The 25393-nt window shown below is 67.0% G+C and carries 26 protein-coding genes; 11 read left to right on the top strand and 15 right to left on the bottom strand.

Going from position 1 to position 25393, the window contains the following annotated elements; genetic code table 11:
* Window positions 1-45: 45 nt before the first annotated feature.
* Window positions 46-1254: a multidrug effflux MFS transporter gene (locus GWI72_RS18790; protein ID WP_161709634.1), complete on the bottom strand. Its 1209-nt coding sequence runs from the start codon at window positions 1252-1254 to the stop codon at window positions 46-48.
* The gene (locus GWI72_RS18785) at window positions 1247-1732 is read right to left on the bottom strand and encodes a MarR family winged helix-turn-helix transcriptional regulator (RefSeq protein ID WP_161709633.1); all 486 of its coding nucleotides are present in this window, start codon (window positions 1730-1732) and stop codon (window positions 1247-1249) included. Before GWI72_RS18785 ends, GWI72_RS18790 begins: the two co-directional genes overlap by 8 nt.
* A 281-nt stretch (window positions 1733-2013) precedes the next feature.
* Between GWI72_RS18785 and typA the strand changes: the two genes are divergently transcribed.
* The gene (gene typA, locus GWI72_RS18780; RefSeq protein ID WP_161677825.1) at window positions 2014-3834 is read left to right on the top strand and encodes a translational GTPase TypA; all 1821 of its coding nucleotides are present in this window, start codon (window positions 2014-2016) and stop codon (window positions 3832-3834) included.
* 414 nt (window positions 3835-4248) lie between these two features.
* Here typA and GWI72_RS18775 read toward each other — a convergent pair whose 3' ends face one another.
* Together GWI72_RS18775 and gloB are read right to left on the bottom strand one after the other, a co-directional pair.
* Entirely contained in the window at window positions 4249-4692 is a 444-nt protein-coding gene (locus GWI72_RS18775; protein ID WP_161709632.1) for a cupin domain-containing protein, read from the bottom strand.
* A 3-nt stretch (window positions 4693-4695) separates the two neighbouring features.
* Window positions 4696-5469, bottom strand: a complete 774-nt coding sequence (gene gloB / locus GWI72_RS18770) for a hydroxyacylglutathione hydrolase (protein WP_161709631.1) — start codon at window positions 5467-5469, stop codon at window positions 4696-4698.
* Between the two features lie 137 nt (window positions 5470-5606).
* On the opposite strand from gloB, the gene GWI72_RS18765 reads away from it, so the two are divergent.
* The gene (locus GWI72_RS18765; protein ID WP_161709630.1) at window positions 5607-6419 is read left to right on the top strand and encodes a class I SAM-dependent methyltransferase; all 813 of its coding nucleotides are present in this window, start codon (window positions 5607-5609) and stop codon (window positions 6417-6419) included.
* On the opposite strand, the gene metW is transcribed toward GWI72_RS18765, so the two are convergent.
* Together metW and metX are read right to left on the bottom strand one after the other, a co-directional pair.
* Window positions 6409-7041: a methionine biosynthesis protein MetW gene (metW, locus tag GWI72_RS18760; protein WP_161709629.1), complete on the bottom strand. Its 633-nt coding sequence runs from the start codon at window positions 7039-7041 to the stop codon at window positions 6409-6411. The genes GWI72_RS18765 and metW overlap by 11 nt on opposite strands.
* A complete protein-coding gene (metX, locus tag GWI72_RS18755) occupies window positions 7041-8270 on the bottom strand; it encodes a homoserine O-acetyltransferase MetX (protein ID WP_161677820.1) in 1230 nt (409 codons plus the stop codon). The genes metW and metX overlap by 1 nt, the downstream gene beginning before the upstream one ends.
* A gap of 177 nt (window positions 8271-8447) precedes the next feature.
* On the opposite strand from metX, the gene pheA reads away from it, so the two are divergent.
* The 4 genes from pheA to GWI72_RS18735 all read left to right on the top strand — a co-directional run bounded on the left by pheA (window position 8448) and on the right by GWI72_RS18735 (window position 13727).
* Window positions 8448-9314, top strand: a complete 867-nt coding sequence (pheA, locus tag GWI72_RS18750) for a chorismate mutase (RefSeq protein WP_161709628.1) — start codon at window positions 8448-8450, stop codon at window positions 9312-9314.
* Window positions 9315-9430: 116 nt separating this feature from the next.
* A complete protein-coding gene (hisC, locus tag GWI72_RS18745) occupies window positions 9431-10537 on the top strand; it encodes a histidinol-phosphate transaminase (RefSeq protein ID WP_161677818.1) in 1107 nt (368 codons plus the stop codon).
* 129 nt (window positions 10538-10666) lie between these two features.
* On the top strand, window positions 10667-11584 hold the full coding sequence (locus tag GWI72_RS18740) for a prephenate/arogenate dehydrogenase family protein (protein ID WP_161677817.1): 918 nt from the start codon (window positions 10667-10669) through the stop codon (window positions 11582-11584).
* A gap of 100 nt (window positions 11585-11684) precedes the next feature.
* The gene (locus GWI72_RS18735; RefSeq protein ID WP_161709627.1) at window positions 11685-13727 is read left to right on the top strand and encodes a putative bifunctional diguanylate cyclase/phosphodiesterase; all 2043 of its coding nucleotides are present in this window, start codon (window positions 11685-11687) and stop codon (window positions 13725-13727) included.
* Window positions 13728-13749: 22 nt separating this feature from the next.
* On the opposite strand, the gene GWI72_RS18730 is transcribed toward GWI72_RS18735, so the two are convergent.
* Complete coding sequence (locus GWI72_RS18730) at window positions 13750-14652, bottom strand: polyprenyl synthetase family protein (RefSeq protein WP_161709626.1); 903 nt, start codon at window positions 14650-14652, stop codon at window positions 13750-13752.
* 218 nt (window positions 14653-14870) lie between these two features.
* On the opposite strand from GWI72_RS18730, the gene mtgA reads away from it, so the two are divergent.
* The 3 genes from mtgA (at window position 14871) to GWI72_RS18715 (ending at window position 16632) form a co-directional block, all read left to right on the top strand.
* Window positions 14871-15647: a monofunctional biosynthetic peptidoglycan transglycosylase gene (gene mtgA / locus GWI72_RS18725; protein WP_161709625.1), complete on the top strand. Its 777-nt coding sequence runs from the start codon at window positions 14871-14873 to the stop codon at window positions 15645-15647.
* A gap of 145 nt (window positions 15648-15792) precedes the next feature.
* The gene (gene rpmF / locus GWI72_RS18720; RefSeq protein ID WP_161677813.1) at window positions 15793-15978 is read left to right on the top strand and encodes a 50S ribosomal protein L32; all 186 of its coding nucleotides are present in this window, start codon (window positions 15793-15795) and stop codon (window positions 15976-15978) included.
* A 231-nt stretch (window positions 15979-16209) separates the two neighbouring features.
* Window positions 16210-16632: a hypothetical protein gene (locus GWI72_RS18715; RefSeq protein ID WP_161677812.1), complete on the top strand. Its 423-nt coding sequence runs from the start codon at window positions 16210-16212 to the stop codon at window positions 16630-16632.
* 12 nt (window positions 16633-16644) lie between these two features.
* On the opposite strand, the gene GWI72_RS18710 is transcribed toward GWI72_RS18715, so the two are convergent.
* The 3 genes from GWI72_RS18710 to GWI72_RS18700 all read right to left on the bottom strand — a co-directional run bounded on the left by GWI72_RS18710 (window position 16645) and on the right by GWI72_RS18700 (window position 19730).
* The gene (locus GWI72_RS18710; protein ID WP_161709624.1) at window positions 16645-17319 is read right to left on the bottom strand and encodes a septation protein A; all 675 of its coding nucleotides are present in this window, start codon (window positions 17317-17319) and stop codon (window positions 16645-16647) included.
* 279 nt (window positions 17320-17598) lie between these two features.
* Window positions 17599-18327: an acetoacetyl-CoA reductase gene (gene phbB, locus GWI72_RS18705; protein WP_161677810.1), complete on the bottom strand. Its 729-nt coding sequence runs from the start codon at window positions 18325-18327 to the stop codon at window positions 17599-17601.
* Between the two features lie 218 nt (window positions 18328-18545).
* Window positions 18546-19730, bottom strand: coding sequence for an acetyl-CoA C-acetyltransferase (locus tag GWI72_RS18700; protein ID WP_161677809.1), 1185 nt, complete (start codon window positions 19728-19730; stop codon window positions 18546-18548).
* 321 nt (window positions 19731-20051) lie between these two features.
* Between GWI72_RS18700 and phaR the strand changes: the two genes are divergently transcribed.
* Window positions 20052-20669 (top strand): polyhydroxyalkanoate synthesis repressor PhaR, encoded by a 618-nt coding sequence (phaR, locus tag GWI72_RS18695; protein WP_161677808.1) that lies wholly within the window; start codon window positions 20052-20054, stop codon window positions 20667-20669.
* Between the two features lie 224 nt (window positions 20670-20893).
* Here the strand turns inward: phaR and GWI72_RS18690 are convergent, their stop codons facing one another.
* Window positions 20894-21325 carry a GlcG/HbpS family heme-binding protein gene (locus tag GWI72_RS18690; protein WP_161709623.1) on the bottom strand — a complete coding sequence of 144 codons (432 nt, stop codon included), beginning with the start codon at window positions 21323-21325 and terminating at the stop codon, window positions 20894-20896.
* 131 nt (window positions 21326-21456) lie between these two features.
* On the opposite strand from GWI72_RS18690, the gene ggt reads away from it, so the two are divergent.
* Window positions 21457-23052, top strand: a complete 1596-nt coding sequence (gene ggt, locus GWI72_RS18685; RefSeq protein WP_161709622.1) for a gamma-glutamyltransferase — start codon at window positions 21457-21459, stop codon at window positions 23050-23052.
* Window positions 23053-23182: 130 nt separating this feature from the next.
* On the opposite strand, the gene GWI72_RS18680 is transcribed toward ggt, so the two are convergent.
* From GWI72_RS18680 to infC, 4 genes are all read right to left on the bottom strand, one after another.
* Window positions 23183-23548: a hypothetical protein gene (locus tag GWI72_RS18680; protein ID WP_161677805.1), complete on the bottom strand. Its 366-nt coding sequence runs from the start codon at window positions 23546-23548 to the stop codon at window positions 23183-23185.
* Window positions 23549-23798: 250 nt separating this feature from the next.
* Window positions 23799-24158 (bottom strand): 50S ribosomal protein L20, encoded by a 360-nt coding sequence (gene rplT, locus GWI72_RS18675; RefSeq protein WP_161677804.1) that lies wholly within the window; start codon window positions 24156-24158, stop codon window positions 23799-23801.
* Window positions 24159-24186: 28 nt separating this feature from the next.
* Window positions 24187-24384, bottom strand: a complete 198-nt coding sequence (gene rpmI / locus GWI72_RS18670) for a 50S ribosomal protein L35 (protein ID WP_161677803.1) — start codon at window positions 24382-24384, stop codon at window positions 24187-24189.
* A 419-nt stretch (window positions 24385-24803) separates the two neighbouring features.
* Entirely contained in the window at window positions 24804-25346 is a 543-nt protein-coding gene (gene infC / locus GWI72_RS18665; RefSeq protein WP_161677938.1) for a translation initiation factor IF-3, read from the bottom strand.
* Window positions 25347-25393 lie beyond the last annotated feature (47 nt).

The raw sequence follows: 25393 nt of genomic DNA, 5'->3' as shown, positions 1-25393 counted from the left end.
CTCGGCGCGACGCCGGGCGGAGGCCAGGCGACATGGACCGCCGCCTTATCCCCGCGAGGGTCGCACCAGCGGTGTCAGCGCCAGATAGCAGCCGACCGCCAGCAGCGGCATTCCGGGAGCAACGATCAGGAGCGCCAGATAGGGATCGCCCAGTGCCGCAGCGACCAGACTGCCCACGATGCCGGACCCGAACTGCAGGAACCCGGTCATCGAGGCGGCAGCGCCGGCCATCTGCGGAAAGCCCTGCAGGGCCGCCGTCATGGCCGCCGGCAACAGCGTGGCCAGCGAGAAGGCGAACAGGCCGACCGGCAGCATCACGCCGAGAAACGACGGCTCCAGCAGCTGATGTGCACCGATCATCGCCACCGCAGAGGCGGTCAGGCCCACGAGCCCGGCCGGGATCAGGCGGTCGGCATCGAGGCGCCGCAGCAGCCAGCCGGTGATCACCGTGCCGGAAATGAAGCAGCCGGACTGAACCATCATGCCGACACCGAACTGGCTCGGCGACAGGCCGATCCGGTCAATGAGCACGAAGGGCAGGATCGTGGCCAGGGTGTAGATCGAGCCGATGCCGAAGCCGACCAGCAGGCTCGGCCGCAGGAAACGCGGATCGGCGAGCAGCGTCGCGTAGTTGCGCAGCAGCCGCCCGACCCGCAGGTTGGCGCGGTCGATGTAGCGGTTGGTTTCCGCCATCAGCGCAGAGACCGCCAGCATCAGCAGGACACCGTAGACGATCATGAACCAGAAGATCGGCCGCCAGCCGAGGTACTCCAGCGTCAGGCCGCCGATTGTCGGCGAGACTGCCGGACCGATGGCCAGCATGGTGCCGATGGCATTCATGATGCGGGCGGAGGTCTGGCCGGTGAACTGGTCGCGCACGATGGCGCGCGAGACCGAAATGCCGACAGCCGCCCCGACGCCCTGCAGGGTGCGGGCGACGATCATCCATTCGACCGTCGGCGCCAGCGTCGCCAGAACGGTGGAGGCGAGATAGATCACGAGGAAGGCCAGTGTCACGGGCCGCCGCCCGAAGGCGTCGGTCAACGGACCGCAGACAAGCTGCGTCAGGGCAAAGCCGGCGAAATAGGCCGTCAGCGTGAGCTTGATCATCGCGCGCGACGTCTCGAAGGCGTCGGCGAGGACCGGCATTGCGGGCGTGTAGAGTGCCATGGTCACCGGACCGATGGCGACAAGGGCAGCCCCGAGCGCGGCGGTCCGCCGCTCGGTCATCAGGGGTTCGGGCTGGTCACGCATCGGCGTTCGATCCGGCAGGCGCGCCGGCGGCTCCGGTCCGCTGGTCGGCATCGCACAGGTTGGCTTTCAGGGTCAGGAGCAGCTGCTGCAGCTGGCTCTCCTCGGCAGGGGTGAGGCCGGCGGTCAGCTCGGCCCGGACAAGGGCCAGGCCCTCGTCGATGCGCTGCATCACGACATCGGCCTCTGCCGTCAGCTCGATGATGCGCGCGCGGCGGTCACAGGGATCCACGACCCGGCGGATCAGTCCGCTGCGCTCCAGCCGGTCCAGATGCCCCACCAGCGTCATCGGTTCGACGCCCATCAGCTCGGCCAGCACGCCCTGGCGCCGGCCCGGCATCCGCCGGATCAGGTTGAGGGCGCGGGCCTCGGCCGGGGTCAGCCCCGTGTCGACACGCTCGAGCGCGGCATCGAAGCGGCGCCGCAGCAGGCGCGAGACGTCGGTGATCAGCCAGCCCAGCGTCGGCGCCGGAGTCGGCATCGGCCCGGGGGCAGCTTCGGCCTGCGGGGACAGCGGCACCGGGGAGGCGGGACGGGAAAGCTCGGGATCGGCGGAACTCATAAGGAACCTAGATAATAAGGATTCCTTATTAACTACTCCGGCTTCCACCTCGCGTCAACTGCAGCTGCCGCGTTGCACAAATCGGCCGTCCGCACTATACAGGGCGCGACTTTTCGTCCTGCCCGAACCGGGCCGGACGCCACGATGCAAAGACACGGGACTGCGGGCCACGGCGCCCGCAGTGTCTTTTGGAGCCATTAATGAAGCTGCGCAACATCGCCATCATCGCCCACGTCGACCATGGCAAGACCACCCTGATCGACGTTCTGCTCAAGAAGTCGGGCTCGTTCCGCGAGAACCAGCGCACGGAAGAGCGCATGATGGACTCCAACGACCTGGAGCGCGAGCGCGGCATCACCATCCTGGCGAAGGTCACCTCGCTGGTCTGGAACGACACCCGCATCAACATCGTGGACACCCCGGGCCACGCCGACTTCGGCGGCGAGGTGGAGCGCATCCTTCACATGGTCGACGGTGTGGTCCTGCTCGTTGACGCCGCCGAAGGTCCGATGCCGCAGACCAAGTTCGTGCTCGGCAAGGCACTCAAGCTCGGCCTGAAGCCGATCGTGGCGATCAACAAGATCGACAAGCCGGAACAGCGCGCCGAAGAGGTGCTGGACGAGGTGTTCGACCTGTTCGCCGCCCTGGACGCGAACGAGGAGCAGCTGGACTTCCCCGTTGTCTACGGCTCGGCCAAGCAGGAATGGATGGCGACCGACCCGACCGGGCCGGCCGAGTCCATGGCTCCGCTGTTCGACCTCATCATCAGCCATGTCCCGGCGCCGAGCGCCGAGGAAGGCTCCTTCCGCATGCTGGCGACCACCATCGAGAGCAACCCGTTCCTGGGTCGCATCCTGACCGGTCGCATCGTGGCCGGCGAGGCCGTGCCGAACATGCCGATCAAGGCGCTGTCGCGCGATGGCCGCGTGGTTGAATCCGGCCGCATCTCGAAGGTGCTGGCCTTCCGCGGTCTCGAGCGCCAGCCGATCGAGAAGGGCGAGGCAGGTGACATCGTCGCCATCGCCGGCCTGCAGGAAGCAACCGTGGCCGACACGCTCTGCGCCATGGATGTCAACACGCCGCTGACGGCCCAGCCGATCGACCCGCCGACCCTGTCGATGACGTTCTTCGTCAACGACGGCCCCCTGGCCGGCACCGAGGGCGACAAGGTCCAGTCGCGCGTCATCCGCAAGCGCCTGATGGACGAGGCCGAAGGCAACGTCGCCCTGAAGATCGAGGACACGCCCGAGGGCGATGCCTTCGTCGTCTCGGGTCGCGGCGAACTGCAGCTGGCCATCCTGATCGAGAACATGCGCCGTGAAGGCTTCGAGCTGTGCGTCGGCCGCCCGCGCGTGGTCTACAAGTTCGACGAGGCCGGCACCCGTCTTGAGCCGATCGAGGAAGTGACGATCGACGTGGACGAGGAGCACTCGGGCGTCGTGGTGCAGAAGCTGTCCGAGCGCAAGGCCGAGCTGCGCGAGATGCGCCCGTCCGGCGGCGGCCGCACCCGCCTGCAGTTCCTGGCTCCGACCCGCGGCCTCATCGGCTACCAGGGCGAACTCCTGTCCGACACCCGCGGCACCGCGATCTTCAACCGCGTGTTCCACGAATATGCGCCCTACAAGGGCGACATCCCGACCCGTCACACCGGCGTCCTGATCTCCAACGGGGACGGTGAGGCCGTGGCCTACGCCCTGTTCAACCTGGAAGACCGTGGCCCGATGATGATCGACCCGGGCGTCAAGGTGTACCAGGGCATGATCATCGGCGAGCACACCCGTGGCAACGACCTTGAAGTGAACGTGCTCAAGGGCAAGCAGCTGACCAACATCCGCGCTGCCGGCAAGGACGACGCCGTCAAGCTGACGACCCCGATCCGCCTGTCGCTGGAAGCGGCGCTGTCCTACATCGCCGACGACGAGCTGGTGGAAGTGACCCCGAAGAACATTCGCCTGCGCAAGGCGCTGCTCGATCCGCATGACCGCAAGCGCGCCGAGCGCGCTTCGGCCAAGGGCGCCTGATTACCGCTCCTTGCAGCACCAGAAATGCAAAGGGCCGCCCGTTCACCGGGCGGCCTTCAGACTGCTGACAAACCTGCTCACAGTCATCCCGGCCCAGCTGAGCGTCAGCGAAGCGCCGAGCCGGGATCCAGATATCAGCCGCGCGAAGCGCGACACACCAGCCGGTCGCAAGTCGTATCGAGGTGACGTGGTTTTGCGCTCGCTTGCGCTCGCACAGACATGCTGGATTCCGGATCTGCGGTTCGCTGAACGCTCACCTTGTCCGGAATGACGGCAAACTGACGAAACTCCGAAGTTTGTCATCAGTCTGAGGGCCGCCCGTTCACCGGGCGGCCCTTTTGTTTGGTGACCCTCGACCTAACCAGCGTCATCCGGCCAAGCGCAGCGCCGAGCCGGGACGAGCATCCAGGCTCGTCACTTGGCCGAAGGCTGCCAGCCGTCTGGCGCCATCTCGAAGGTATCGAACAGGAAGCCCGGCGCGACGGTGCAGCCCACGAGCGTGTAGTCGCCAAGGCTCTGGGCCTGCTGCCAGGCATGGCGGGGCACGATGGCCTGCGGCTGCTGTCCGGCCACAAGGTCGTCGCCGAGCGTGACGCGCTGCGTCGCCTGCCCGGTCTCGCTGATGAACAGCTCCAGCGGCGCGCCGCCGTACCAGTGCCAGACCTCGACCGCATCGATGCGGTGCCAGCGGGACACGACCCCTTCCGGCAACAGGAAATAGATCGACGTCGAGGCCGGGCGTCCCGCCTCGTCGGTCTGGGTGTCGCGGAAGGCCTCGACGTAATAACCCCCCTCGGGATGCGGCTGCATGCCGAGACGCGCGATGATGTCATTGAGCGAAAGATCCGTGAGATGCATGGGTCAGAACCTGTCCTTGGCGGCCCGCAACCGGGCGAAGACTTCGGCCGGCGTCGCACCGGTCATGCCGAGAACCGCCGCCATGTCGGCGGTGGCCGCCCGCAGGAACGGATTGGTCGCCTTTTCCTGGGCCATGGTGGTCGGGAGCGTGGGAAGATGTTCCTCCCGCAGCCGGTCCACCTCCTGCGCCCGGCGCCGCAGGGCCTCGTTGCGGGGATCGACAGAGAGGGCAAACCGGGCATTGGACTGGGTGTATTCATGCCCGCAGTGCAGGATCGTGTGGTCCGGCAGCGCCTGCAGCAGCTTGGCCAGCGAGGCCCACATCATCGCCATGTCCCCCTCGAACACGCGGCCGCAGCCCAGCGAGAACAGCGTGTCGCCGGTATGGGCAACACCGGCATCCGGGAAGTGCCACGAGATCTGGTCGAGCGTATGCCCCGGCGTGGCGAGGGCCGTGACGCGCACGCCACCCAGGTCGAGCTGGTCACCGTCCTCCACCACGTCGTCCAGATCCGGGATCTTGTCGCGCGAGAGTGCCGGCCCGATGACCCGGGCGCCGGTTGCCTCCTTCAGCGCCCCGAGACCCTGGACATGGTCCCAGTGGTGGTGGGTGATCAGGACATGGGTCAGCAGCCAGCCCGTCTCGCGCAGCTCCTGCAGGTAATGCGCGGCGTCCGGCACATCGATGGCGATGACCGTATGGCTCGCCTCGTCCTTGAGAAGAACGCCGTAGTTGTCCGTAAGGCAGATGAACTGCCGTCTGACCAGACGTGTCATGCAAGGCTCCCTGTCGCGTCGGCTGGCCGGAGAGTGGCAGGACGGCGGCACGGGAGCAAGCACCCGCTGGACGGGATGACGGCTTGCGTTGGGGGGCAAGGCAAGGTTCAATCGCCGCGACCTGAAGCGGATGGGCCATGTATCTCGACGTCGGCGACCTCAGAACCTTTTACGACCTGCCGCTTGGCCGCCTGCTGCGCAGCCTCGTCGGCGCGCGCATCCGTGCGCTCTGGCCCAGCGCGCGGGGCGAATCGCTGCTCGGCCTCGGCTATGCCGGCCCGTTCCTGCGTCCCTACATGGACGAGGCCACCCGCTGCATCGCCGCCATGCCGGCGCCGCAGGGCTGCGTTCACTGGCCACGCGAGCGCGCCAATGGCGCGGTGCTGGTCAGCGAGACCGACCTGCCCTTTTCCGATGCGGTGTTCGACCGGGCGATCATCGTGCACGCGCTTGATTTCACCGGCGATCCGGCCGCCATGCTCCGCGAGGCCTGGCGCGTGCTCGCGCCCGGCGGCAAGCTGATCGTCATCGTTCCGAACCGCAGCGGCCTCTGGTCCCAGTCGGAAACCTCGCCCTTCGGCTATGGCCGTCCCTATTCCAAGGGACAGATCCAGTCGCTGCTGAAGTCCTGCCAGTTCGACGTGCTGTCCAAGGAGGAGGCGCTCTACCTGCCGCCGAGCCGGTCGCGCTTCATCCTGCGCGGGGCCCGGACCTGGGAGAACATCGGCCGGGCGCTGTGGCCCGCCTTCGCGGGCATCCTCGTGATCGAGGCCGAAAAGCGGGTGCACCGGGGCGTTCACAGCGAAAGCGGCAAGAGCGTGTTCCGCGTGCTGCGCCCGGTGTTCATTCCGGAAGGCATGGCGGCGGGCATGAAACCGGCCAGTCCCGGATCGAGCCGCCGCCACCGCCACACGGCCCGCCGACGGCGGCAGCCGTCCGTCAGCGCTTGAGCAGGAACACCGCCTGCTCGCCGATCAGGTTCCACAGCCACCAGGGAGCCGAGAAGCCGATCCGGTCGCCGCGCCCGCTCAGGGCAACCGCCTTCACCACCGTCGCGTCCATGTCCTCGACCAGCGCGACAAAGTCGCGGATCGAGCAGAAGTGGATGTTGGGCGTGTCGTACCACTGGTAGGGCAGGTACTTCGTCACCGGCATGCGGCCACGCCAAAGCAGCTGCATGCGGTTGCGCCAGTGGGCGAAATTCGGGATCGACACGATCACCTGGCCGCCGATGCGCAGAAGCTGTTCCAGCACGCCCTTGGGATCGCGCGTCGCCTGCAGCGTCTGGCTGAGGATGACCACATCGAAGGCATGGTCCGGATAGTCGGCAAGATCCGTGTCGGCATCGCCCTGGACCACCGACAACCCGCGGGCCACGGCCTTGTTGACCCCGCTCTGGGACAGTTCCATGCCGCGTCCGTCGATCTGGCGGCGTTCGGTCAGGAGTTGCAACAGCGCGCCGTCCTCGCAGCCCACGTCCAGGACGCGGGCGCCGGCGGGCACGAGGTCGCAGACCACAAGATGGTCGCCGCGAATGGCGGTCCCGGTGGCAGGGGTGAGGGACAGGGTCATCAGGCCGCTCCTCCGGGGGCGGGAATGCCGCGGGCATGGGCGGCACCGGTCAGGAAACCGCGGACCGTGCGGAACATCTCCGGTTCATCGAGCAGGAAGGCATCGTGCCCCCGGTCGCTGTGAACCTCGACGAAGGACACGTTGGCTGCCGCCGCATTGAGCGCGCGCACCACCGCCTTGCTCTCGGATGTCGGGAACAGCCAGTCCGTGGTGAAGGAAATGACGCAGAAGCGCGTGCTGGTGCGCAGGAAGGCGCGCGCCAGCGAGCCACCGTGCTCGGCAGCCAGATCGAAGTAGTCCATCGCCCGGGTCACGTAGAGATAGGAATTGGCATCGAACCGGTCGACGAAGGTGAGACCCTGGTGGCGCAGATAGCTCTCGATCTGGAAATCCGCATCGAAGCCGAAGGTCGGTGCCTCGCGGTCCTGCAGGTTGCGCCCGAACTTGCGGTGCAGCGAGGTATCGGACATGTAGGTGATGTGCGCCGCCATGCGCGCGACGGACAGGCCCTTGCTGGGGCGCCGGCCGGCCGCGATGTAGTTGCCCCCGAGCCAGTCCGGATCGGCCATGACCGCCTGTCGCCCCACCTCGTGGAAGGCGATGTTCTGGGACGAATGCCGCGCACCCGTGGCGATCGGGACCGCAGCGAAGACCTTCTCCGGATAGAGCGAGGCCCATTGCAGCACCTGCATGCCGCCCATGGACCCGCCGACCACCGCAAACAGCGTCTCGATGCCGAGATGCTCGACCAGCCGTGCCTGGGCCCGGACCATGTCGCGGATGGTGACCACCGGCATGGACAGCGCATAGGGCGCTCCGGTTTCCGGATTGGTCGAGGCGGGACCCGTGGTTCCCATGCAGCCGCCCAGCACGTTGGCGCAGATGACGAAGTACCGGTCCGTATCGACGGGCTTGCCCGGACCGACCAGCATGGTCCACCAGCCGGGCTTGCGGGTGACCGGGTTGGTCGAGGCGACATACTGGTCGCCGGTCAGGGCGTGACAGATCAGGATCGCGTTCGACCGGTCGGCGTTGAGAGTGCCATAGGTCTCATAGGCGATCTGCCACGGCGCCAGCGTGACGCCGGCATCGAGCGGCAGCGCGTCGGCCGGACCGAAGCGCATCACCTGGCTGCTGGGCGTGTCGATCTCGCGCCGCTGCGCCTGCTCGAGATCTGCGGGAGTGAGCCCGGCCGGCGCCGGACTGTCCTGAACTGGTGTGTCGCTCATGGCTCGCGGCAACGTCCCTGCGCTCTGGGGGATGGCTCAGGCAAACCACCCGTTTCAAGGGGTTGTTAGCTAGGGTTGCACCCCCGCCGGTGTCAATGTTTTCTTTTGCTTTCCCGGTTTCTCCCTCCTATGACTATCCGCCGCGACGACAGCGTTTCAGGAAGGTCCACCCCCGTCATGACCACCGACCAGGCCCCCTCCCCGGCCCTCGACGCCCTGCGCCAGCGCATCGACACGATCGATGCAGAGCTGCACCGGCTTCTGATGGAGCGCGTCCGCGTGATCGACGGCATCGTCGCCGCCAAGCGCGCCAGCGGCGCCGACGGCGTCATGTTCCGCCCGGACCGCGAGGCCGACATGATGCGCCGCATGGTCGAGCGTCATGCCGGCACCTTGCCGCTGACCAGCGTCGAGCATATCTGGCGCGAGATCATCACCGCCTGCACGCGCCTTCAAGGTGATTTCCGCGTCTTCATCGACGGCAGTGCCGATGTCGCCGACATGCGGGATCTCGCGCGCTTCTATTTCGGCTTCTCGGTCGAGATGGACTGCCCGGGCGATGCCTCCGACGTGGTGGGCACGGTCGCCGCGTCCCATTCCGACCTCGGGCTCGTCGCCCTGACCGAACGGTCCGAAATTCCGTGGTGGCGAGGTCTCGGCCTCGAGGGCGCGCAGATCATTGCCCGCCTGCCGTTCCTGGTGGCCCACGAGCGTCCGGCCGATCTTGACGGGCTGGTCATCAGCCGTCCGGTCCCGAATGCGGGCGAGCCCGACACGCGGGTGTTCGACGCGCGCTGGACCGGTCTGCTGCCGGGCAGCCTGATGAACACCGGCATCGAGGTGCTGAGCTTCTTCCGCACCGCCGACGGGGTGGATGCCCTGCTCGCCGCCTCGGGCGAGATGAGCGAGGCCGACGTGCTGGCGCTGTGCGCGGCAGCCGGGGCCGAACCCGACGTGATCCGACCGGTCGGCGGCTATGCCTCGCCGATCGACATCGAAACCGATTCTGACGGCGACGAGGATTTCGACACCGGCGCCGACTGAGCCGGCCGGCCTGACCATCCCCGGTGCAGCGGCAACGCCCCGCCCCAGCGGGCCGGTCGCCGCCGCCACCCGCGGGACACGCGGGCCAGCCCACATGACCCTGACGAGGATCTGAGATGAGCACTACCGCCAAGAGCCGCCCGACGCCCCGCGCCGGCATTCTCGACATCGCCCCCTACGTGCCCGGCAAGTCCAAGGCCAGCGGCGGCGACAAGGTCTACAAGCTGTCCTCCAACGAATCACCGCTCGGCGCCAGCGAGGCGGCCAAGGCTGCCCTGGCCAGCGTCGCCGGCTCGCTGGAACTCTACCCGGACGGCTCCTCGGCCGCGCTGCGCGAGGCCATCGGCGACGTGACGGGCATTAACCCCGATCGCATCATCTGCGGCGCCGGATCGGACGAGATCCTGTCGCTGATCGCCAACACCTATCTCGCCCCGGGCGACGAGGCGATCTATTCCGAGTTCGGCTTCCTCGTCTATCCGATCGCCATCCGGGCGGCCGGCGCCAGGCCGGTCGTTGCCCCGGAGCGCAATCTCACGGCAGATGTGGACGCGATCCTTTCGCTGGTGACCGAGCGCACCAAGGTCGTCTTCCTCGCCAACCCGAACAACCCGACCGGCACCTATCTGCCCTTCGACGAGGTTCGCCGCCTGCATGCCGGCCTGCCGGGCCATGTTGTGCTGGTGCTCGACGCGGCCTATGCCGAATATGTGCGTCGCAACGACTACGAGAGCGGCCTCGAGCTGGTGGCCAATTCCAGCAACGTGATCATGACCCGCACCTTCTCCAAGATCCATGGTCTGGCGAACCTGCGGCTTGGCTGGTGCTTCGGCCCGGCCGAGATGATCGACGCCATGAACCGGATCCGTGGTCCGTTCAACGTGTCCGGCCCGGCCATGGCCGCCGGCATCGCGGCGATCCGGGACCGCGACTTCGTCGAGCGCGCCATCGCCCACAACGACACCTGGCTGCCGTGGGTGACCGGCGAGCTGGAACAGCTTGGCCTCAAGGTGACCCCGAGCGTCGGCAACTTCGTTCTCGTGCATTTCCCGGACGTGGACGGCAAGCGGGCGAAGGATGCGGATGCCTATCTGTCCGGCCGCGGCTTCATCCTGCGCGCGGTGGCGAACTACGGCCTCCCCGGGGCCCTGCGCCTGACCATCGGCACCGAGGAAGCGAACCGCAAGGTCGTCGCCGCCATCGCCGATTTCATGCGCCAGTAAACACCGGCAGAGCCGGGCAGGACGGGCCCGTCCCGGGTCCCGCCGCCCTCGTCCCGGCTCGCAGCCGGATCCAGACCGCCGGCCGGCAGGACATCCCTGCCGGACCCGGCAAGCCTTCAAGACAGAACCATGCCCAGCGCCCATTTTGAACGCATCGCCCTCATCGGCATCGGCCTGATCGGCTCGTCCCTCGCCCGCGTGATCCGCGACAAGGGGCTGGCCCGGGACATCGTCATCTCGACCCGCTCGCCGGCCACACTGGCCCGGGCTGCGGAGCTGGGGCTGGGCGACCGATATTGCGCCGATGCAGGCGAAGCGGTCGAGGGCGCGGATCTCGTCATCGTCAGCGTCCCGGTCGGCGCCAGCGAGGCCGTGGCACAGGCCATCGCGCCGCATCTGAAGCCGGGCGCGATCCTGACCGACGTGGGCTCGACCAAGGCCTCCGTCGTGGCCCAGATGGCACCGCACGTGCCGGCCGGCGTGCATTTCATCCCCGGTCACCCGATCGCGGGCACCGAGCACTCCGGCCCGGACGCGGGCTTTGCATCGCTGTTCCAGAACCGCTGGTGCATCCTGACCCCGACCGAGGGCACCGATCCGGAGGCGATCGAACGGCTCGCGGCCTTCTGGCGCGACTGCGGCTCGAATGTCGACGTGATGGATCCGCAGCACCATGATCTGGTGCTGGCGATCGTCTCGCACCTGCCGCACATCATCGCCTACAACATCGTCGGCACCGCCGATGACCTGGAGACGGTCACCAAGTCGGAAGTCATCAAGTATTCGGCTTCCGGCTTCCGCGACTTTACCCGCCTCGCCGCGTCCGATCCCACCATGTGGCGCGACGTCTGCCTGCACAACAAGGAGGCGATCCTGGAGATGCTGGCCCGGTTCTCGGAGGATCTGGCGGCGCTGCAGCGGGCGATCCGCTGGGGCGATGGTCAGGCGTTGTTTGATCTCTTTACACGCACGCGTGGTATCCGCCGGTCGATCATCGAGGCCGGACAGGAAACCGCTGCCCCGGACTTCGGCCGCCAGAAGGTCTGACAGTAACCGTTTCTTATTCATAGCGCCGGATGCCCCAGCGTCCGAATAGAATGTCTTAGGGAGTCTGCTGCAAGGATCCTCGCAACACGCGAGGGATGACATGCAGATTTATGGGTGGCACAAGGACAACCGGCTTTGGGTCGGCATGGCGTTCGGCGCCATGGCCTTCCTGTTCGGAGCGTTCTTCCTGACCGGGCTTGCGGTCAACCACTGGATCGCAAAGGATGCGGAAGCGCACTCGAGGCTGTGGGCCCACACGCTTGCGGACCACCTGCCGGACCTGAAGGCGATTGCCAACGGCGCTCCGCCCTCGCTTGAGTCCCTCGACATGATCGAGATGGCCGAAGGCATGGGCAAGGTCTTCCGGTTCAAGATCTTCGACCGGGAGGGCACCGCCCGGCTGATTTCCGACCGGAACGGCATCGTCAGCACCACCGAAGAAACGCTGGCCGAGCACAATTCCAAGGCCGCGAAGGTGATCGCCACCGGCAAGCCCTACACGGTCGTCAAGGACGGGCGGCCGGAAGGCCGGCCGGCTGTCTATGCCTCCACTTATCTGCCGATCCTGGAAAACGGCGAGATCATCGCCGTCGTTGAAGCCTATGTCGACGAAGCGGAGACGGCGGCCATGTTCCGGCGCGAGCTGACGCTCGCGGGGATCGGCATCAGCCTGCTGCTCCTCGTGCTCATCGTGGCGCCCTTCGTTGCGCTGCGCCACCTCGCGAGGGCCAAGACCCTGAGCGACGCGCGCGCCAACTTCCTGGCCGAACACGACAGCGTCACCGGCCTGCTCAACCGCGCGGCCTTCCTGCAGCGCCTGGACAAGCGCATCGGCCGCCCGGCTGGCGGCACGTCGATCCTGGCGCTGCATCACATCGACATCGACGGCTTCAAGGGCCTGTCGGAGGAACTCGGCCCGGACCTGAGCGATGCGCTGATCCGGCTTGTCGCGATCCGCACCCGCGAGATGATCCGTCCCTATGACTTCGTCGGCCGGCTGGGCAGCGACGAGCTGCTGGTCACCCAGTGCGGCATCGCCACGCCGCAACAGGCCGAGGCGCTGGCCGCGCGGCTGATCCGGCGGCTGTCCGAACCCTACATTCTCGACGACCGCGAGGTCCGTCTGACGATCAGCCTCGGGTCGGCCATGTCGCCGTCCGATGCGGAGACGGCGCGCGAGCTGGTGCACAAGGCCGGTATCGCCCTGCTCTTTGCAAAGGGCGCGGGCGGCAACAGCCACAGCGCCTTCCGCGACACGATGGAAGACGACATGCAGAAGCGCCGGCAGCTGGAGCGCCGTCTGCGCCAGGCGGCCCGGGAGGACGACTTCGCCCTGTTCTTCCAGCCGATCATGAGCGTTGCCGACGCCAGGGTCGTCGGCTTCGAGGCGCTGCTGCGCCTGCCGGACGGCCAGGGCGGCCTGATTCCGCCCAACGACTTCCTGCCCCTGGCGGAGCGGCTGGGTCTTCTGCCGCAGATCGGCGAATGGGTCCTGCGCAAGGCCTGCGAGGCGGCGACCAACTGGCCGGACACGATCTCGATCGCGGTCAACCTGTCACCGTCGCAGTTCGAGACCGGCAAGCTGCCCCAGCTGCTTGCACAGATCCTTGCGGAGACAGGGCTGACCCCGAACCGTCTGGAGCTGGAGATCACCGAGCACCTGCTGCTGAAGCACAGCGACAACGTGCTGGCGCAGCTCAAGGAGCTGAAGGCACTCGGCGTCAGCGTCGTCATGGACGACTTCGGCAGCGGCTACTCCAGCCTGAGCTACCTCTGGCGCTTCCCCTTCGACAAGATCAAGATCGACCGCAGCTTCATGGCCGGCTACGCGGAGTCTGCCGAAGCCATCCAGAAGATCCTCTCCGCCACGGTGGCGCTCGGCCATGCCCTCAACATGCAGGTGACCATCGAAGGCGTGGAGACGGTGTTCCAGGCGCGGGCGCTCGAGGCGGTGGCCTGCGACCGGCTGCAGGGCTATCTGGTGGGCAAGCCGATGGCCGACATCGAGATCCCGGCCAGCCTGCTGAAGGAATTCCTGGTCACGGTCAACCAGCTGTCCGACCTGTCCTCGCCCGGCGCATCGACACCGGCCGAGGCCACGGCCCAGAGCGAAGCGGACCGGGTGCAGGCCGTGACCGGCTGATCTCCGTTCGTCCCGGCCCGTCTCAATGCGAGCGGAAGGCGACAAACGCAGCAATGCCCGCCAGCCGCTCGCCGGCAGGCCCGAGCCCGGCGACCAGCGTGGTCGCCTCCTCGACCAGACCAGCGAGGATCTGGCGCGTCCGGTCCGCCCCGTAGAGGCTGACCAGCGTGGCCTTGCCGGCCTCGGCATCCTTGCCGGTGGCCTTGCCCATGACCTCGGGCGTCGCCTCCAGATCGAGAAGATCATCGGCCAGCTGGAAGGCGAGACCGATCACCTCGCCGTAGCGGCGCAGCCGCGCGACGTCCTCCGGGCTGGCGTTGCCCAGCCGCGCGCCGGCCTCGCAGGCATAGCGCAGCAGCGCCCCCGTCTTCATCGCCTGCAGGGTCCGGATCTCTTCCTCGCCGAGCGTCCTGTGCTCGGCCTGCAGGTCCAGCATCTGTCCACCCGCCATGCCGCCGACGCCGGCCGCCCGGGCCAGATCCTGCGAAAGGCGCAGCCGCACGGCCGCATCCGGGTGAACCGAGGGCTCCGCGATCAGGTCAAAGGCCAGCGTCAGCAGGCTGTCGCCCGCCAGGATCGCCGTCGCTTCGTCGAAGGCCTTGTGCACGGTCGGCTGGCCGCGGCGCAGGTCATCGTCATCCATGGCCGGCAGGTCATCATGGACGAGCGAATAGCTGTGCAGGCACTCGAGCGCCGCTGCGGCCACAAGCACCCCGTCATCCGCACGGCCGAAAGCCGCGGCGCATTCCGACATCAACAGCGGGCGCAGGCGCTTGCCGCCATTCAGGGTTCCGTGCTGCATGGCCGCCAGCAGCCGCTCCGGCCGCATCAGCTCGCCCGCGCGGGGCTCGGGCGACAGGGCAGCGCGGATCGCAACATCCATGCGCTGCGTCATGTCGCGCAGCGCCTCGTCAAGCCAGCTCATGCCCTACCCCATCCGGATCCCCAAACCGGCCTGCCGCCGATGACGCCAGACCGCAATCGCCGCCTTGGGTGTCCGGTTTTCACACGCCCGTCAAGCCTCTTGGCACGACAGGTCCGCGGCGGCGCTTTGACGCAACCGGCAGGCGCATGTAGAAGGCTGACAGGCCTCGCAACCGGCAAGGCATCCGGTGCGTCAGAAGAAAGGTTTCCGACAGGGCGATGCTTGAACCGGTGGCGGACAACGGCGGGCAGCGGCACCCCGACGACACGAACGCCGAAGAGGTGGCCCCGGTGACGGCCCGGCGCCCGCGCAGGGGCCTCGGCCGCCGCATCGCCCGCGCCGTGATGATCACGCTGCTGGCGCTGGTCCTCGCCCCGCCGGTGCTCACGGTCCTGTACATGCTCATCCCGCCGGTCAGCACGCTGATGCTCGGACGCACGGTCCAGGGCCTGTGGGTCGACCGGCAGTGGCGCACGCTCGACGAGATCTCGCCCAATCTGGTGCGGGCGGTGATCACCTCGGAGGACAGTGGCTTCTGCAGCCACAACGGCGTCGACTGGGAGGCCCTCGAAGGACAGATCGAGCGCCTGAACGCCGGCAAGGAGGCGCGCGGGGCAAGCACGATCACCATGCAGCTGGCCAAGAACCTGTTTCTCTGGGGCGACCGGAGCTTCGTCCGCAAGGGCATGGAGCTGCCGCTCGCGCTGATGCTGGATGCCATGCTGAGCAAGCGCCGGATCATGGAGCTCTATCTCAACATCGCCGAATGGGGCGAGGGCATCTTCGGCGCGGAGGCCGCCGCGCAGGCCTGGTTCGGCAAGCCGGCGGCGGCGCTCACGACGGCGGAGGCGGCCCGTCTGGCCACCGCGCTGCCCAACCCGATCCTGCGCAATCCGGCCAAGCCGGGCCGCGGCCACGCCCGTCTCGCCAGCACCAACCAGAGCCGGGTCACCCAGGCCGGAGACATTTTCTCCTGCGTGCTCACCCGTCCTTAAGGGGCAAAAGAAAAATTCGGCTTTCCTCTGGCAAATCCCGGACATTGCCTGTATAAGCCCCACCATTCCGACACGCTGCGTGGTGCCACGCCCCGGGCAAACCCGGTCCGGGCCGCGTGGACTATGGACTACGGAGAACAAGAACATGGCCGTTCCGAAGAGAAAAACCTCGCGCATGAAGCGCGGTTTTCGCCGTTCCGCGGACGCCCTGAAGCAGCCGACTTACGTCGAGGACAAGGATTCGGGCGAACTGCGCCGCCCGCATCACGTCGACCTCAAGACCGGCATGTACCGGGGCCGTCAGATCCTGCAGGTCAAAGACGACGTCTGATCCCAGGATCGCTGCGGCGACTGAAATCCAGATCAAGGCCGGCGGAAACGCCGGCCTTTTTCGTTGCCGGCGCCCTCCCCGTCCCTGCCGGTGGGTGGCGGACATGTCGCCTCCTGTCAATTTCCGCAGGCGCGGGCCGACAGGGGCGTCGATGTGGTGTACAAGTCGCAGACACAGACGACCGACACCGGACCAGCGCCGCCTGGCTTCCGGCTGATCCGGAGGGGACCGATGCCGACACTGCTGTCCATCCCGCTGACCATCGTGCCGTTGATCCTCTACAACTTCGTCGCGTTCGGCTGGTTCGGTCCGCTGCAGGGCGACCCGTGGTACATGCCGGTCCTGACGATCGAGATGGTCTCCTCGGCGCGGTTCACGCTGGTGATGGGCGACCTGATGCTGAGCGTGGCGCTGGTCCTGCTCTTCGTCGAGATCCTCAAGGCCACCCGGACGGGTGCGGCGGTGCTCTCCGACCACATCCTGTCGATGCTTGTCTTCGTGGCCTATCTCATCGAGTTCCTGACCATCCGGCAGGCGGCGACCTCGACCTTCTTCCTGCTGCTGGTCATTGCCGCGATCGACGTGATCGCAGGCTTCACGATCACCATCACCGGCGCGCGCCGCGATGTGAGCTTCACCGGCCGGGACGAGTAGCGCCCGTCCTGCTCAGGCATCCGGCCGCGTGTCGGGCGCGCCAGGCTCGGGCAGGGCGTGGCGCTGGATCAGCGGCAGCTGGAACATGGTGAAGACCAGCGTGATCGGCATGATGCCGAAGACCTTGAAGCTGACCCAGAAATCCGTCGAGAAGCTGCGCCAGACAACCTCGTTGACGACGGCGAGGAACAGGAAGAACAGGCCCCAGCGCAGCGTCAGGATGCGCCAGCCCTCGTCCGTCAGCCGGAAGGCGCTGTCGAAGACATAGCCCAGCAAGGACTTGCCGAAGGCAAGCCCGGCGAGAAGCGTCACGCCGAAGAGGGTGTTGATGATCGTCGGCTTCAGCTTGATGAAAAGCTCGTCATGCAGCCACAGCGTCAGCGCGCCGAAGACGAAAACGATGACACCCGAGACCAGCGGCATCACCGGCAGGCGCCGGGTCAGCCACAGGGACACGCCGAGCGAAAGGGCAATGGCGACCATGAAGGCGGCCGTGGCCAGGAAGATCGGTCCGCCGAAGACGGCCAGCTGCGGCAGGGCGGCGGCGATCTGTTCCCCGCGCGAGTTGAACAGGAAGAACACGCCGAGCGGCCCCAGTTCCAGCGCCAGTTTCAGCAGGGGGGACATCTCCTTGCCCCCGGTCTCCTTCAGCCGTTCGGGATCGTTGGGCGCGCGTTCCAGGTCCATCTTGTCTCCACGGGCGCTGAGGCCCTGTCCAGCATGTGTCTGCGCAGATAGGAACAGGGACACCGTCGGGTCAACAGGCAAGGACGCGGAAAACGACCTTGCCGATGATATGGCATCGCTTTCCCGATGAGGCAGCCAAGGACCGGGCTGACTGCAGGACCCGGCGGCAGGCCATGAAAAAGGGCGCCCGGGTGGGCGCCCTCGGACTTGCAGCCAGACTTGCAGCCAGACTGGCCGTTCGCGCTGCGCTGCCCCGCAAGGGGCGGCAGCCGCATCCCGTCAGCCGTTGGCGATGTACTGGCCACCGTTCAGCGTCAGGACGGCACCGGTCATGAAGGCCGCACTGTCAGCCGCCAGGTAGACGACGGCCTGCGCGACTTCCTCGGGGTGGCCGAGACGGCCGACCGGGATGCCGGCCACGATCTGCTGCAGCACCTTCTCCGGCATGGCAGCGACCATGTCGGTGTTGATGTAGCCCGGGCAGATGGCGTTGACGGTGATGCCCTTGAAGGCGTTCTCCTGCGCCAGGGCCTTGGTGAAGCCGATCACGCCGGCCTTGGCGGCGGAGTAGTTGGCCTGCCCCATCTGACCCTTCTGGCCATTGATCGAGGAAATGTTGATGATGCGGCCGAAGCCACGGTTGCGCATGCCTTCGATGACCGGGCGGGTCATGGTGAACATGCTGTCGAGGTTGGTCGACAGCACCGACCGCCACTGCTCGAAGGTCATCTTGTGGAACATGCCGTCACGAGTGATGCCGGCATTGTTGACCAGGATCTCGACCGGGCCGAGGTCCGCCTCCACCTGGGCAATGCCCTTGGCGCAGTCTTCCTCGTGGGAGACATCCCACTTGTAGACATGGATGCCCGTCTGGGCCTTGAAGGCCTCTGCCTTTTCCGTGTTGCCGGCGTAGGTCGCGGCGACCGTATATCCTGCTGCCTTGAGGGCGAGAGAGATGGCTTCGCCAATGCCTCGCGTTCCGCCGGTGACCAGTGCGACCTTGCTCATGCTTGTCTCCCCAAATGCATCGGGCCTTGTGACACGCGGCCCTGTTCCATTCCTAATCCTTCAGTCCGGACGGGGGGCCGCAGTCCGCCCTTCGGCGCAGGCCCGGCCGTCAGCCGCATCGCGGACGCAGGACCTTGCCTGCGGCCGCGAAACCTGTGTCATCCGCATCGCGCCGGCCCGGTGTCCGGCGGAGGCGGGAAACCGGACCCGACTTGCCGTCAGGCGCGCTCGAGGCACATGGCAACGCCCATGCCGCCGCCGATGCACAGCGTCGCCAGACCCTTCTTGGCGTCGCGGCGGCCCATCTCGTGCAGCAGCGTCACCAGGATGCGTGCGCCGGAGGCCCCGATCGGATGGCCGATGGCGATGGCACCGCCGTTGACGTTGACGATGTCCGGGTTCCAGCCCATGTCCTTGTTCACGGCGCAGGCCTGCGCGGCAAAGGCCTCGTTGGCTTCCACCAGATCCAGGTCGGACACCGACCAGCCGGCCTTTTCCAGCGCCTTGCGCGAGGCCGGGATCGGGCCGGAGCCCATCACGGACGGATCGACGCCGGCGGTCGCCCAGGAGGCGATGCGGGCGAGCGGGGTAAGGCCACGGCGGGCCGCCTCGGCCGCGCTCATGACGACGAGCGCGGCGGCGCCGTCGTTGATGCCGGAGGCATTGCCCGCGGTCACGGTGCCGTCCTTGGTGAAGGCGGGACGCAGCTTGGCCATGCTGTCGAGCGTGGCGCCATGGCGGATGTACTCGTCATCCTCGATGACCTTGTCGCCCTTGCGATCGGCCACGGTCACCGGGGTGATCTCGTCCTTGAAGCGGCCGGCCTTCTGGGCAGCCTCGGCCTTGTTCTGCGACGCGAGAGCGAAGGCGTCCTGCTCGTCACGGGAGATCTGCCACTTCAGGGCGACGTTCTCGGCCGTCTGGCCCATGTGGTAGCCGTTGAAGGCGTCCCACAGGCCGTCCTTGATCATGGTGTCGATCATCTTGTAGTCGCCCATCTTGTAGCCGGACCGCATCGGCGCGCAGTGGGGCGAGAGCGACATGTTTTCCTGGCCGCCGGCGATCACGACGCGGGCATCGCCGGTCTGGATCTGCTGCGCTGCAATGGCAACGGTGCGCAGGCCCGAGCCACAGACCTGGTTCAGGAGCCAGGCGGTGGAGCTTTCCGGCAGGCCGGCGGCGATGGCCGCCTGACGGGCCGGGTTCTGCCCCTGGCCGGCGGTCAGGACCTGGCCGAACACCAGCTCGTCGACGTCGGCGGCAGCAACGCCCGCCTTGGCGAGAGCGGCCTTGATGACGGCCGCGCCCAGCTCGTGAGCCGGAACATTGGCAAAGGAGCCGTTGAAGGAACCCACCGCGGTGCGGGTGGCACTGACGATTACGACGTCGGTTGAAGCGCTCATGAAGACCTCCGGATGACTGATTCCCCCCGGGACATGCCAGCTCCCCCTCTGGTTTTTGCGGATGCGGGTGCCCCTACTCAGCTGCGACTAGAGACCGCCAGCTGGCGCAAGTCAACCGGGGCAGCAAGCGCTATTGCAGTGCAAACCGTCATCCTTTCGTCAAGCAACATGAAAGGGGTGGCCAGACACGCAAAGATTGGCATAGTCTCGCAACAGGAGGAGCGGCGATGGCCCGAAGGGCTTGTCGCCAAACAGGAACTTGCCGCCGCGGCGCGTGAACCGAAGACGGGGACGCCGACGGTATGCCGGGAGTACGCACGAATGGCAAAGACCAGTGAGCCGACGATCATCAAGAAATACGCCAACCGTCGCCTCTACAACACCGGCACCAGCACCTACGTGACCCTCGAGGACCTCGCCGTGATGGTGAAGGGCGAGGAAGATTTCGTCGTCTATGATGCCAAGACCGGCGAGGACATCACCCGGTCGGTGCTGACGCAGATCATCTTCGAGCAGGAAGGCAAGGGCGGCCAGAACCTGCTGCCGATCACCTTCCTGCGCCAGCTGATCCGCTTTTATGGTGACAGCCTGCAGGGTCTGGTGCCCAGCTATCTCGAGTACTCGATTTCCTCCCTGACGCGCGAACAGGACAAGCTGCGCAGCCAGATGTCCGACGCCTTCGGCGCCTCGGCCTTCGAGGCCATCGAGGAGCAGGTGAAGCGCAACACCGAGATGTTTGAACGCGCCATGAAGATGTTCCTGCCGTTCGGAATCGGCGGTGCTGCCCCGGCTGCCCCGGGCGCCGCCACCGACACGGCAGCAGCCGCGACCGCTCAGAAATCGGCGCCGCGCGCCGCACCGGCCGCGTCCGAACTCGACGAGATGAAGCGCCAGCTGTCCGAAATGCAGGCCAAGATCAACGCCCTGTCGCAGAAGTGAGCAAGGGCGCGGCCGGCGGCGTCAGGCTGCCAGCAACGCCGGAGGAGACGCGCGGGCGCATGCCTGCGCCGGAGTGCAAGGGCATCGCCGGCGCCGGGCCGTCCGCGCGACCCGGCTGAACCTGCGAAAGACTGACTGCGACAGACTGGCCGCGAAAGACTGGCCGAGGGACAGGCAGACGGGGCGAAAAGGCTGACGGTCAGAAGGGCTGACGGTCAGGAATGCTAGCCGCAGTCGGCGACCAGACCCACGGCCGCGATGCCGGCCACTGCACAGGCCTCGTCATGGTCGGAGGTGTCGCCGGTGATTCCCACCGCCCCAAGCACCTCGCCCCCCGCATTGCGGACCAGCACGCCACCGGGAACCGGGACGATGGCCCCGCCCGACACGCCGTTCAGCGCCTGGACGAAATGTGGCCGCGTCTCCGCATTGGCCTGCAGCCAGCGGGTTCCCGTCCCGACGGCCAGGGCGCCATAGGCCTTGCCCGTGGCGATCTGCGGTCGCAGGATCGACGAGCCGTCCTGACGCGCGAAGGCGATCAGATGGCCGCCGTCGTCCAGAACTGCGACACTGATCGGCTTCAGCGACAAGGCGGCCGCTTTTTCAAATGCGGCGGAAATGATTGTCTGTGCCGTCGCAAGTGTCAGCTTTCCCATGACCGGAGGTCTCCGCTAAGAATTGATCCCGATATCGAAGGGCTAGCATGACACGTCGGCGAAACACAGGAAGCCCGACCGGAAAACTCTTCCGCCGGCGCGGAACAAATTGAACTTGGGGGAACAGTCTCGTGGCTCGCAACTTTGACTTGCCCGGCCGGTCGCCGGTCATCGCCACCCGCGGCATGGCCGCAACATCGCATCCGCTGTCGACCTCGGCCGCCATCGAGATCCTGCAGGATGGCGGCAACGCGGTCGATGCTGCCATTGCCGCCGTCGCCGTGCAGTGTGTCGTCGAGCCGCACATGACCGGACTTGGCGGCGACTGCTTCGCCATCGTGACCGAACCGGACGGCCGCATGGCCGGTTTCAACGGCTCCGGCGCCGCACCGCGCGCCGTCAGCACTGCGCGGCTTCTGGAGGAAGGCCTTCGCGAGATCACGCCCGAGAGCGTGCATGCTGTCACCGTGCCCGGCGCGGTCCGCGCCTGGGAGACCTTGCTCAAGGCACATGGCAGCAAGCCGCTGAAGAAGCTCCTGCGCCGGGCCATTTCCTATGCCCGCGACGGATTTCCGGTCACCGCCCGCGTTGCGCGTGACTGGACCCACAGCGTCGGCAAGCTGGCCGCAGATCCGGCCAGCGCGGCCGCCTATCTGGTGAAGGGCGAAGCACCGCAGGCCGGCGACATCATCCGCCTGCCGCGTCTCGCCGACACGCTCAGCGCCATCGCCAGCGGCGGTGCGGACGCGTTCTACACCGGCGAGATTGCCCGCGACATCGTCGACACGCTGAAGGCCCGCGGCGGCCTGATGACGCCGGAAGATCTCGCCGCCTGCCACACGACCGCGGTCGCACCGGTCTTGCGCGACTACCGCGGGCACACGCTGGCAGAACTGCCGCCCAACGGACAGGGTCTTGTGGCTCTCATCATGCTCGGCCTGCTCGAGCGGCACGATCTGGCCGCGCTCGATCCGCTCGGGCCGGAGCGCCTGCACCTGGAGATCGAGGCAGCACGGCTCGCCTATGCGATGCGCAACCGCTTCATCGCAGACCCCGGTCACATGGACGTCTGCCACACGGACCTGATCCGCCCGGAGACCCTGGACCGGCTTGCCGCGCAGATGTCTCCCGACAAGCGCAATCCGGCCATCCAGGTGCCCGAGAGCCTGCCGCAGACCGACACGGTCTATCTCAGCGTCGTCGACAAGGACGGGCTCGCCGTTTCGTTCATCAATTCCATCTTCAAGGAGTTCGGGTCCGGCATCACCGCGCCAAAGTCCGGCGTGCTGCTGCACAACCGCGGCTGCAGCTTCCGGGTCCAGCCGGGCCATTCCAACACGATCGAGGGCGGCAAGCGACCGATGCACACCATCCTGCCGGCCTTCGCGCTGAAGGATGGCGCGCCGTGGCTCTGCTTCGGCGTCATGGGCGGCCATTACCAGCCCTGCGGTCACGTGCATGTGCTCACCAACATGATCGACCACGGCATGGACGTGCAGGAAGCGATCGACGCGCCGCGGCTGTTCCTTGATGACACCTTCACCCGCCTGCAGGTCGAAAGCGGGATCCCGGAGAAGACGGCGGCCGGACTGGCGGCCCGGGGCCATGACGTGGTGCGCGCAGCCTCCCCGATCGGCGGCGCCCAGGCGATCCAGATCGACCGCAAGCGTGGCACGCTGACCGGTGGGTCGGATCCGCGCAAGGACGGGCACGCGGCCGGCTACTGACCACAGCGGCTCCCCTGGGGAGCCGCAGGATCGGGGGAACAGGGTCAGGGCACCGGAGAAGGCGCAGGGTGGGGCGGCAGGCGGAGGCGACCGGATGGACAGGTCAGCGTCCGCCGCCCCGGCTGTTCTCTCAGAGATGCGTCGAGACGACGTGGCCCGGCTGGCGGCGACGCGGGGACGCCGCAACGCTGCGATAGCTCGAGACCTGGCTGAGTGCCTCGGACGGCACCACCGCAAGCGCCACGCTTTCGGCCTCGCGGGCGGCAATCAGATGGGCGAGGAACGCGGCATCGGGGCGATAGAGCCCGAACCCGGCGTGACGGTCCTCGACACCGGCGACAAGCGGCGCCGGCAGGCTCAGCGGGGTGCGGGCGGTTTCGGCCACCTCGTCGGCGGTGGCGGCACGCGCACGCGCCTTGGCCCTCACCTGGGCACGGGCCTGGGCCCTGCGACGGTCTGCAACACGGTCAAACGGGCGGAATGGATCGATACGCAACGGATCTGCCTTTGCCTGTTCCGGTTCGGGACGCCCGGCTGGACGTACCCTTCCTGTCGCAAGCCTCATGCCAGCCGCTGGCGCGCGTTAACGATTGACCGCTGATTTCCTTTGGCTTTTCCCTGAAATGGTTAATGCCGCTGCTGGTGTTTTAGACAAATCCGCCCGGCGCCCGGCCGCATCGGCCGGGCCAAACGAAAAGGGCGCCTCCCTTGCGGGAAGCGCCCTTCGTCAGACGGTGAACCGTCGATCAGGCTGCCAGAGCGGCCTGCGCCTTTTCGACCAGGGCCTGGAAAGCGGCCGGCTGGTTGATGGCGAGATCGGACAGAACCTTGCGGTCAACTTCGATGCCGGCCTTGTTCAGGCCGTCGATGAAGCGGCCGTAGGTCAGGCCATGCTCGCGGGTGGCAGCGTTGATGCGCTGGATCCACAGCGAACGGAAGTTCCGCTTCCTGACCTTGCGGTCGCGGTAGGCATACTGAGCTGCCTTCTCGACGGCCTGCTTGGCAATGCGGATGGTATTCTTGCGGCGGCCGTAGTAGCCCTTGGCAGCCTTGATAACCTTCTTATGACGGGCATGGGCCGTTACGCCCCGCTTGACACGCGCCATTGGTAAACTCCTTGAATGTCAGGTGGCGTTAGGCGTTCGGCATGTACTGCTTCACGATCTTGGCGTCCTGCGGCGCCAGCGTGGTCGTGCCACGGGCGTTGCGGACGAACTTGGCCGTGCGCTTGATCATGCCATGACGCTTGCCGGCCTGACCGGTCTTCACCTTGCCGGTCGCGGTCAGCTTGAAGCGCTTCTTCGCTCCAGACTTCGTCTTCAGCTTGGGCATTTTGCATCCTTTCATTGGTGCGGGACGGTAAACCGCCCGCTCGTTTGTTGGTGCATCGAGAGGTCGCCACGGCATGCCCTGGTTTCGCAGCGCCACGCCTTCGCGCCGGAGACTGGCTCCAGACAACAGAAGAGCGCGCCCGCAAAGAGCCGGACGACTCTGGACCGGTGGCTTATAGGGGCGAGCCGGGTGGATTGCAACCGGAATCGACCGGGCGCGCGTCGTGCCGGTCACCACCCCGACAGCGGGCATCGGAAACAGGTCACCCGTCGGAATCTGGCCAGCCGGATCGCCCCGGCCCCAGCCGGGGACGGCTTGCCCCGGAATGCAAACAGCCCGGGCACAGGGCCCGGGCTGCCGGATTGCGCAGGCGGATCGCACCGCGTCGCCATTCGTCGATTTCGGACCGGACCCGCGCGTCAGCGCTGGATCGGAGCCAGAACCATCACCATCTGCCGGCCTTCGAGACGCGGCGCGGATTCGACCTTGGCGATGTCTGCCGTCTCGTCGCGCACCTGCATCAGCAGCTTCATGCCCAGATCCTGGTGTGCCATTTCACGGCCACGGAAACGCAGGGTGACCTTGACCTTGTCGCCTTCCGCGAAGAAGCGCTGGATCGCCTTCATCTTCACCTCATAGTCATGGGTGTCGATGTTCGGACGCATCTTGATCTCCTTGATCTCGACGGTCTTCTGCTTCTTGCGCGCCTCGGCCGCCTTCTTCTGCGACTGGTACTTGAACCGGCCGTAGTCAAGGATCTTGCAAACCGGGGGTTCCGCGTTCGGCTGGATCTCGACCAGGTCCATTCCGGCTTCGATAGCCAGATCCAGGGCCTCGTGCGTGGGGACGATGCCCCGGTTCTGGCCCTCGTGGTCGATCAACTGGACTTCGCGAACGCGAATCTCATCATTGGTGCGCGGGCCATCCTTCGTAGGAGGCGGGGCGCGGAATGGACGGCGAATGGTCGCTATCTCCTCTGTCGTTGCAATCAGGCAGCTGCCCCAGTGAG

This window comes from Pannonibacter sp. XCT-53 (genome assembly GCF_009915765.1).
Taxonomy (GTDB): Bacteria; Pseudomonadota; Alphaproteobacteria; order Rhizobiales; family Stappiaceae; genus Pannonibacter; species Pannonibacter tanglangensis.
This window is presented reverse-complemented; position numbering and strand designations above follow the sequence as displayed.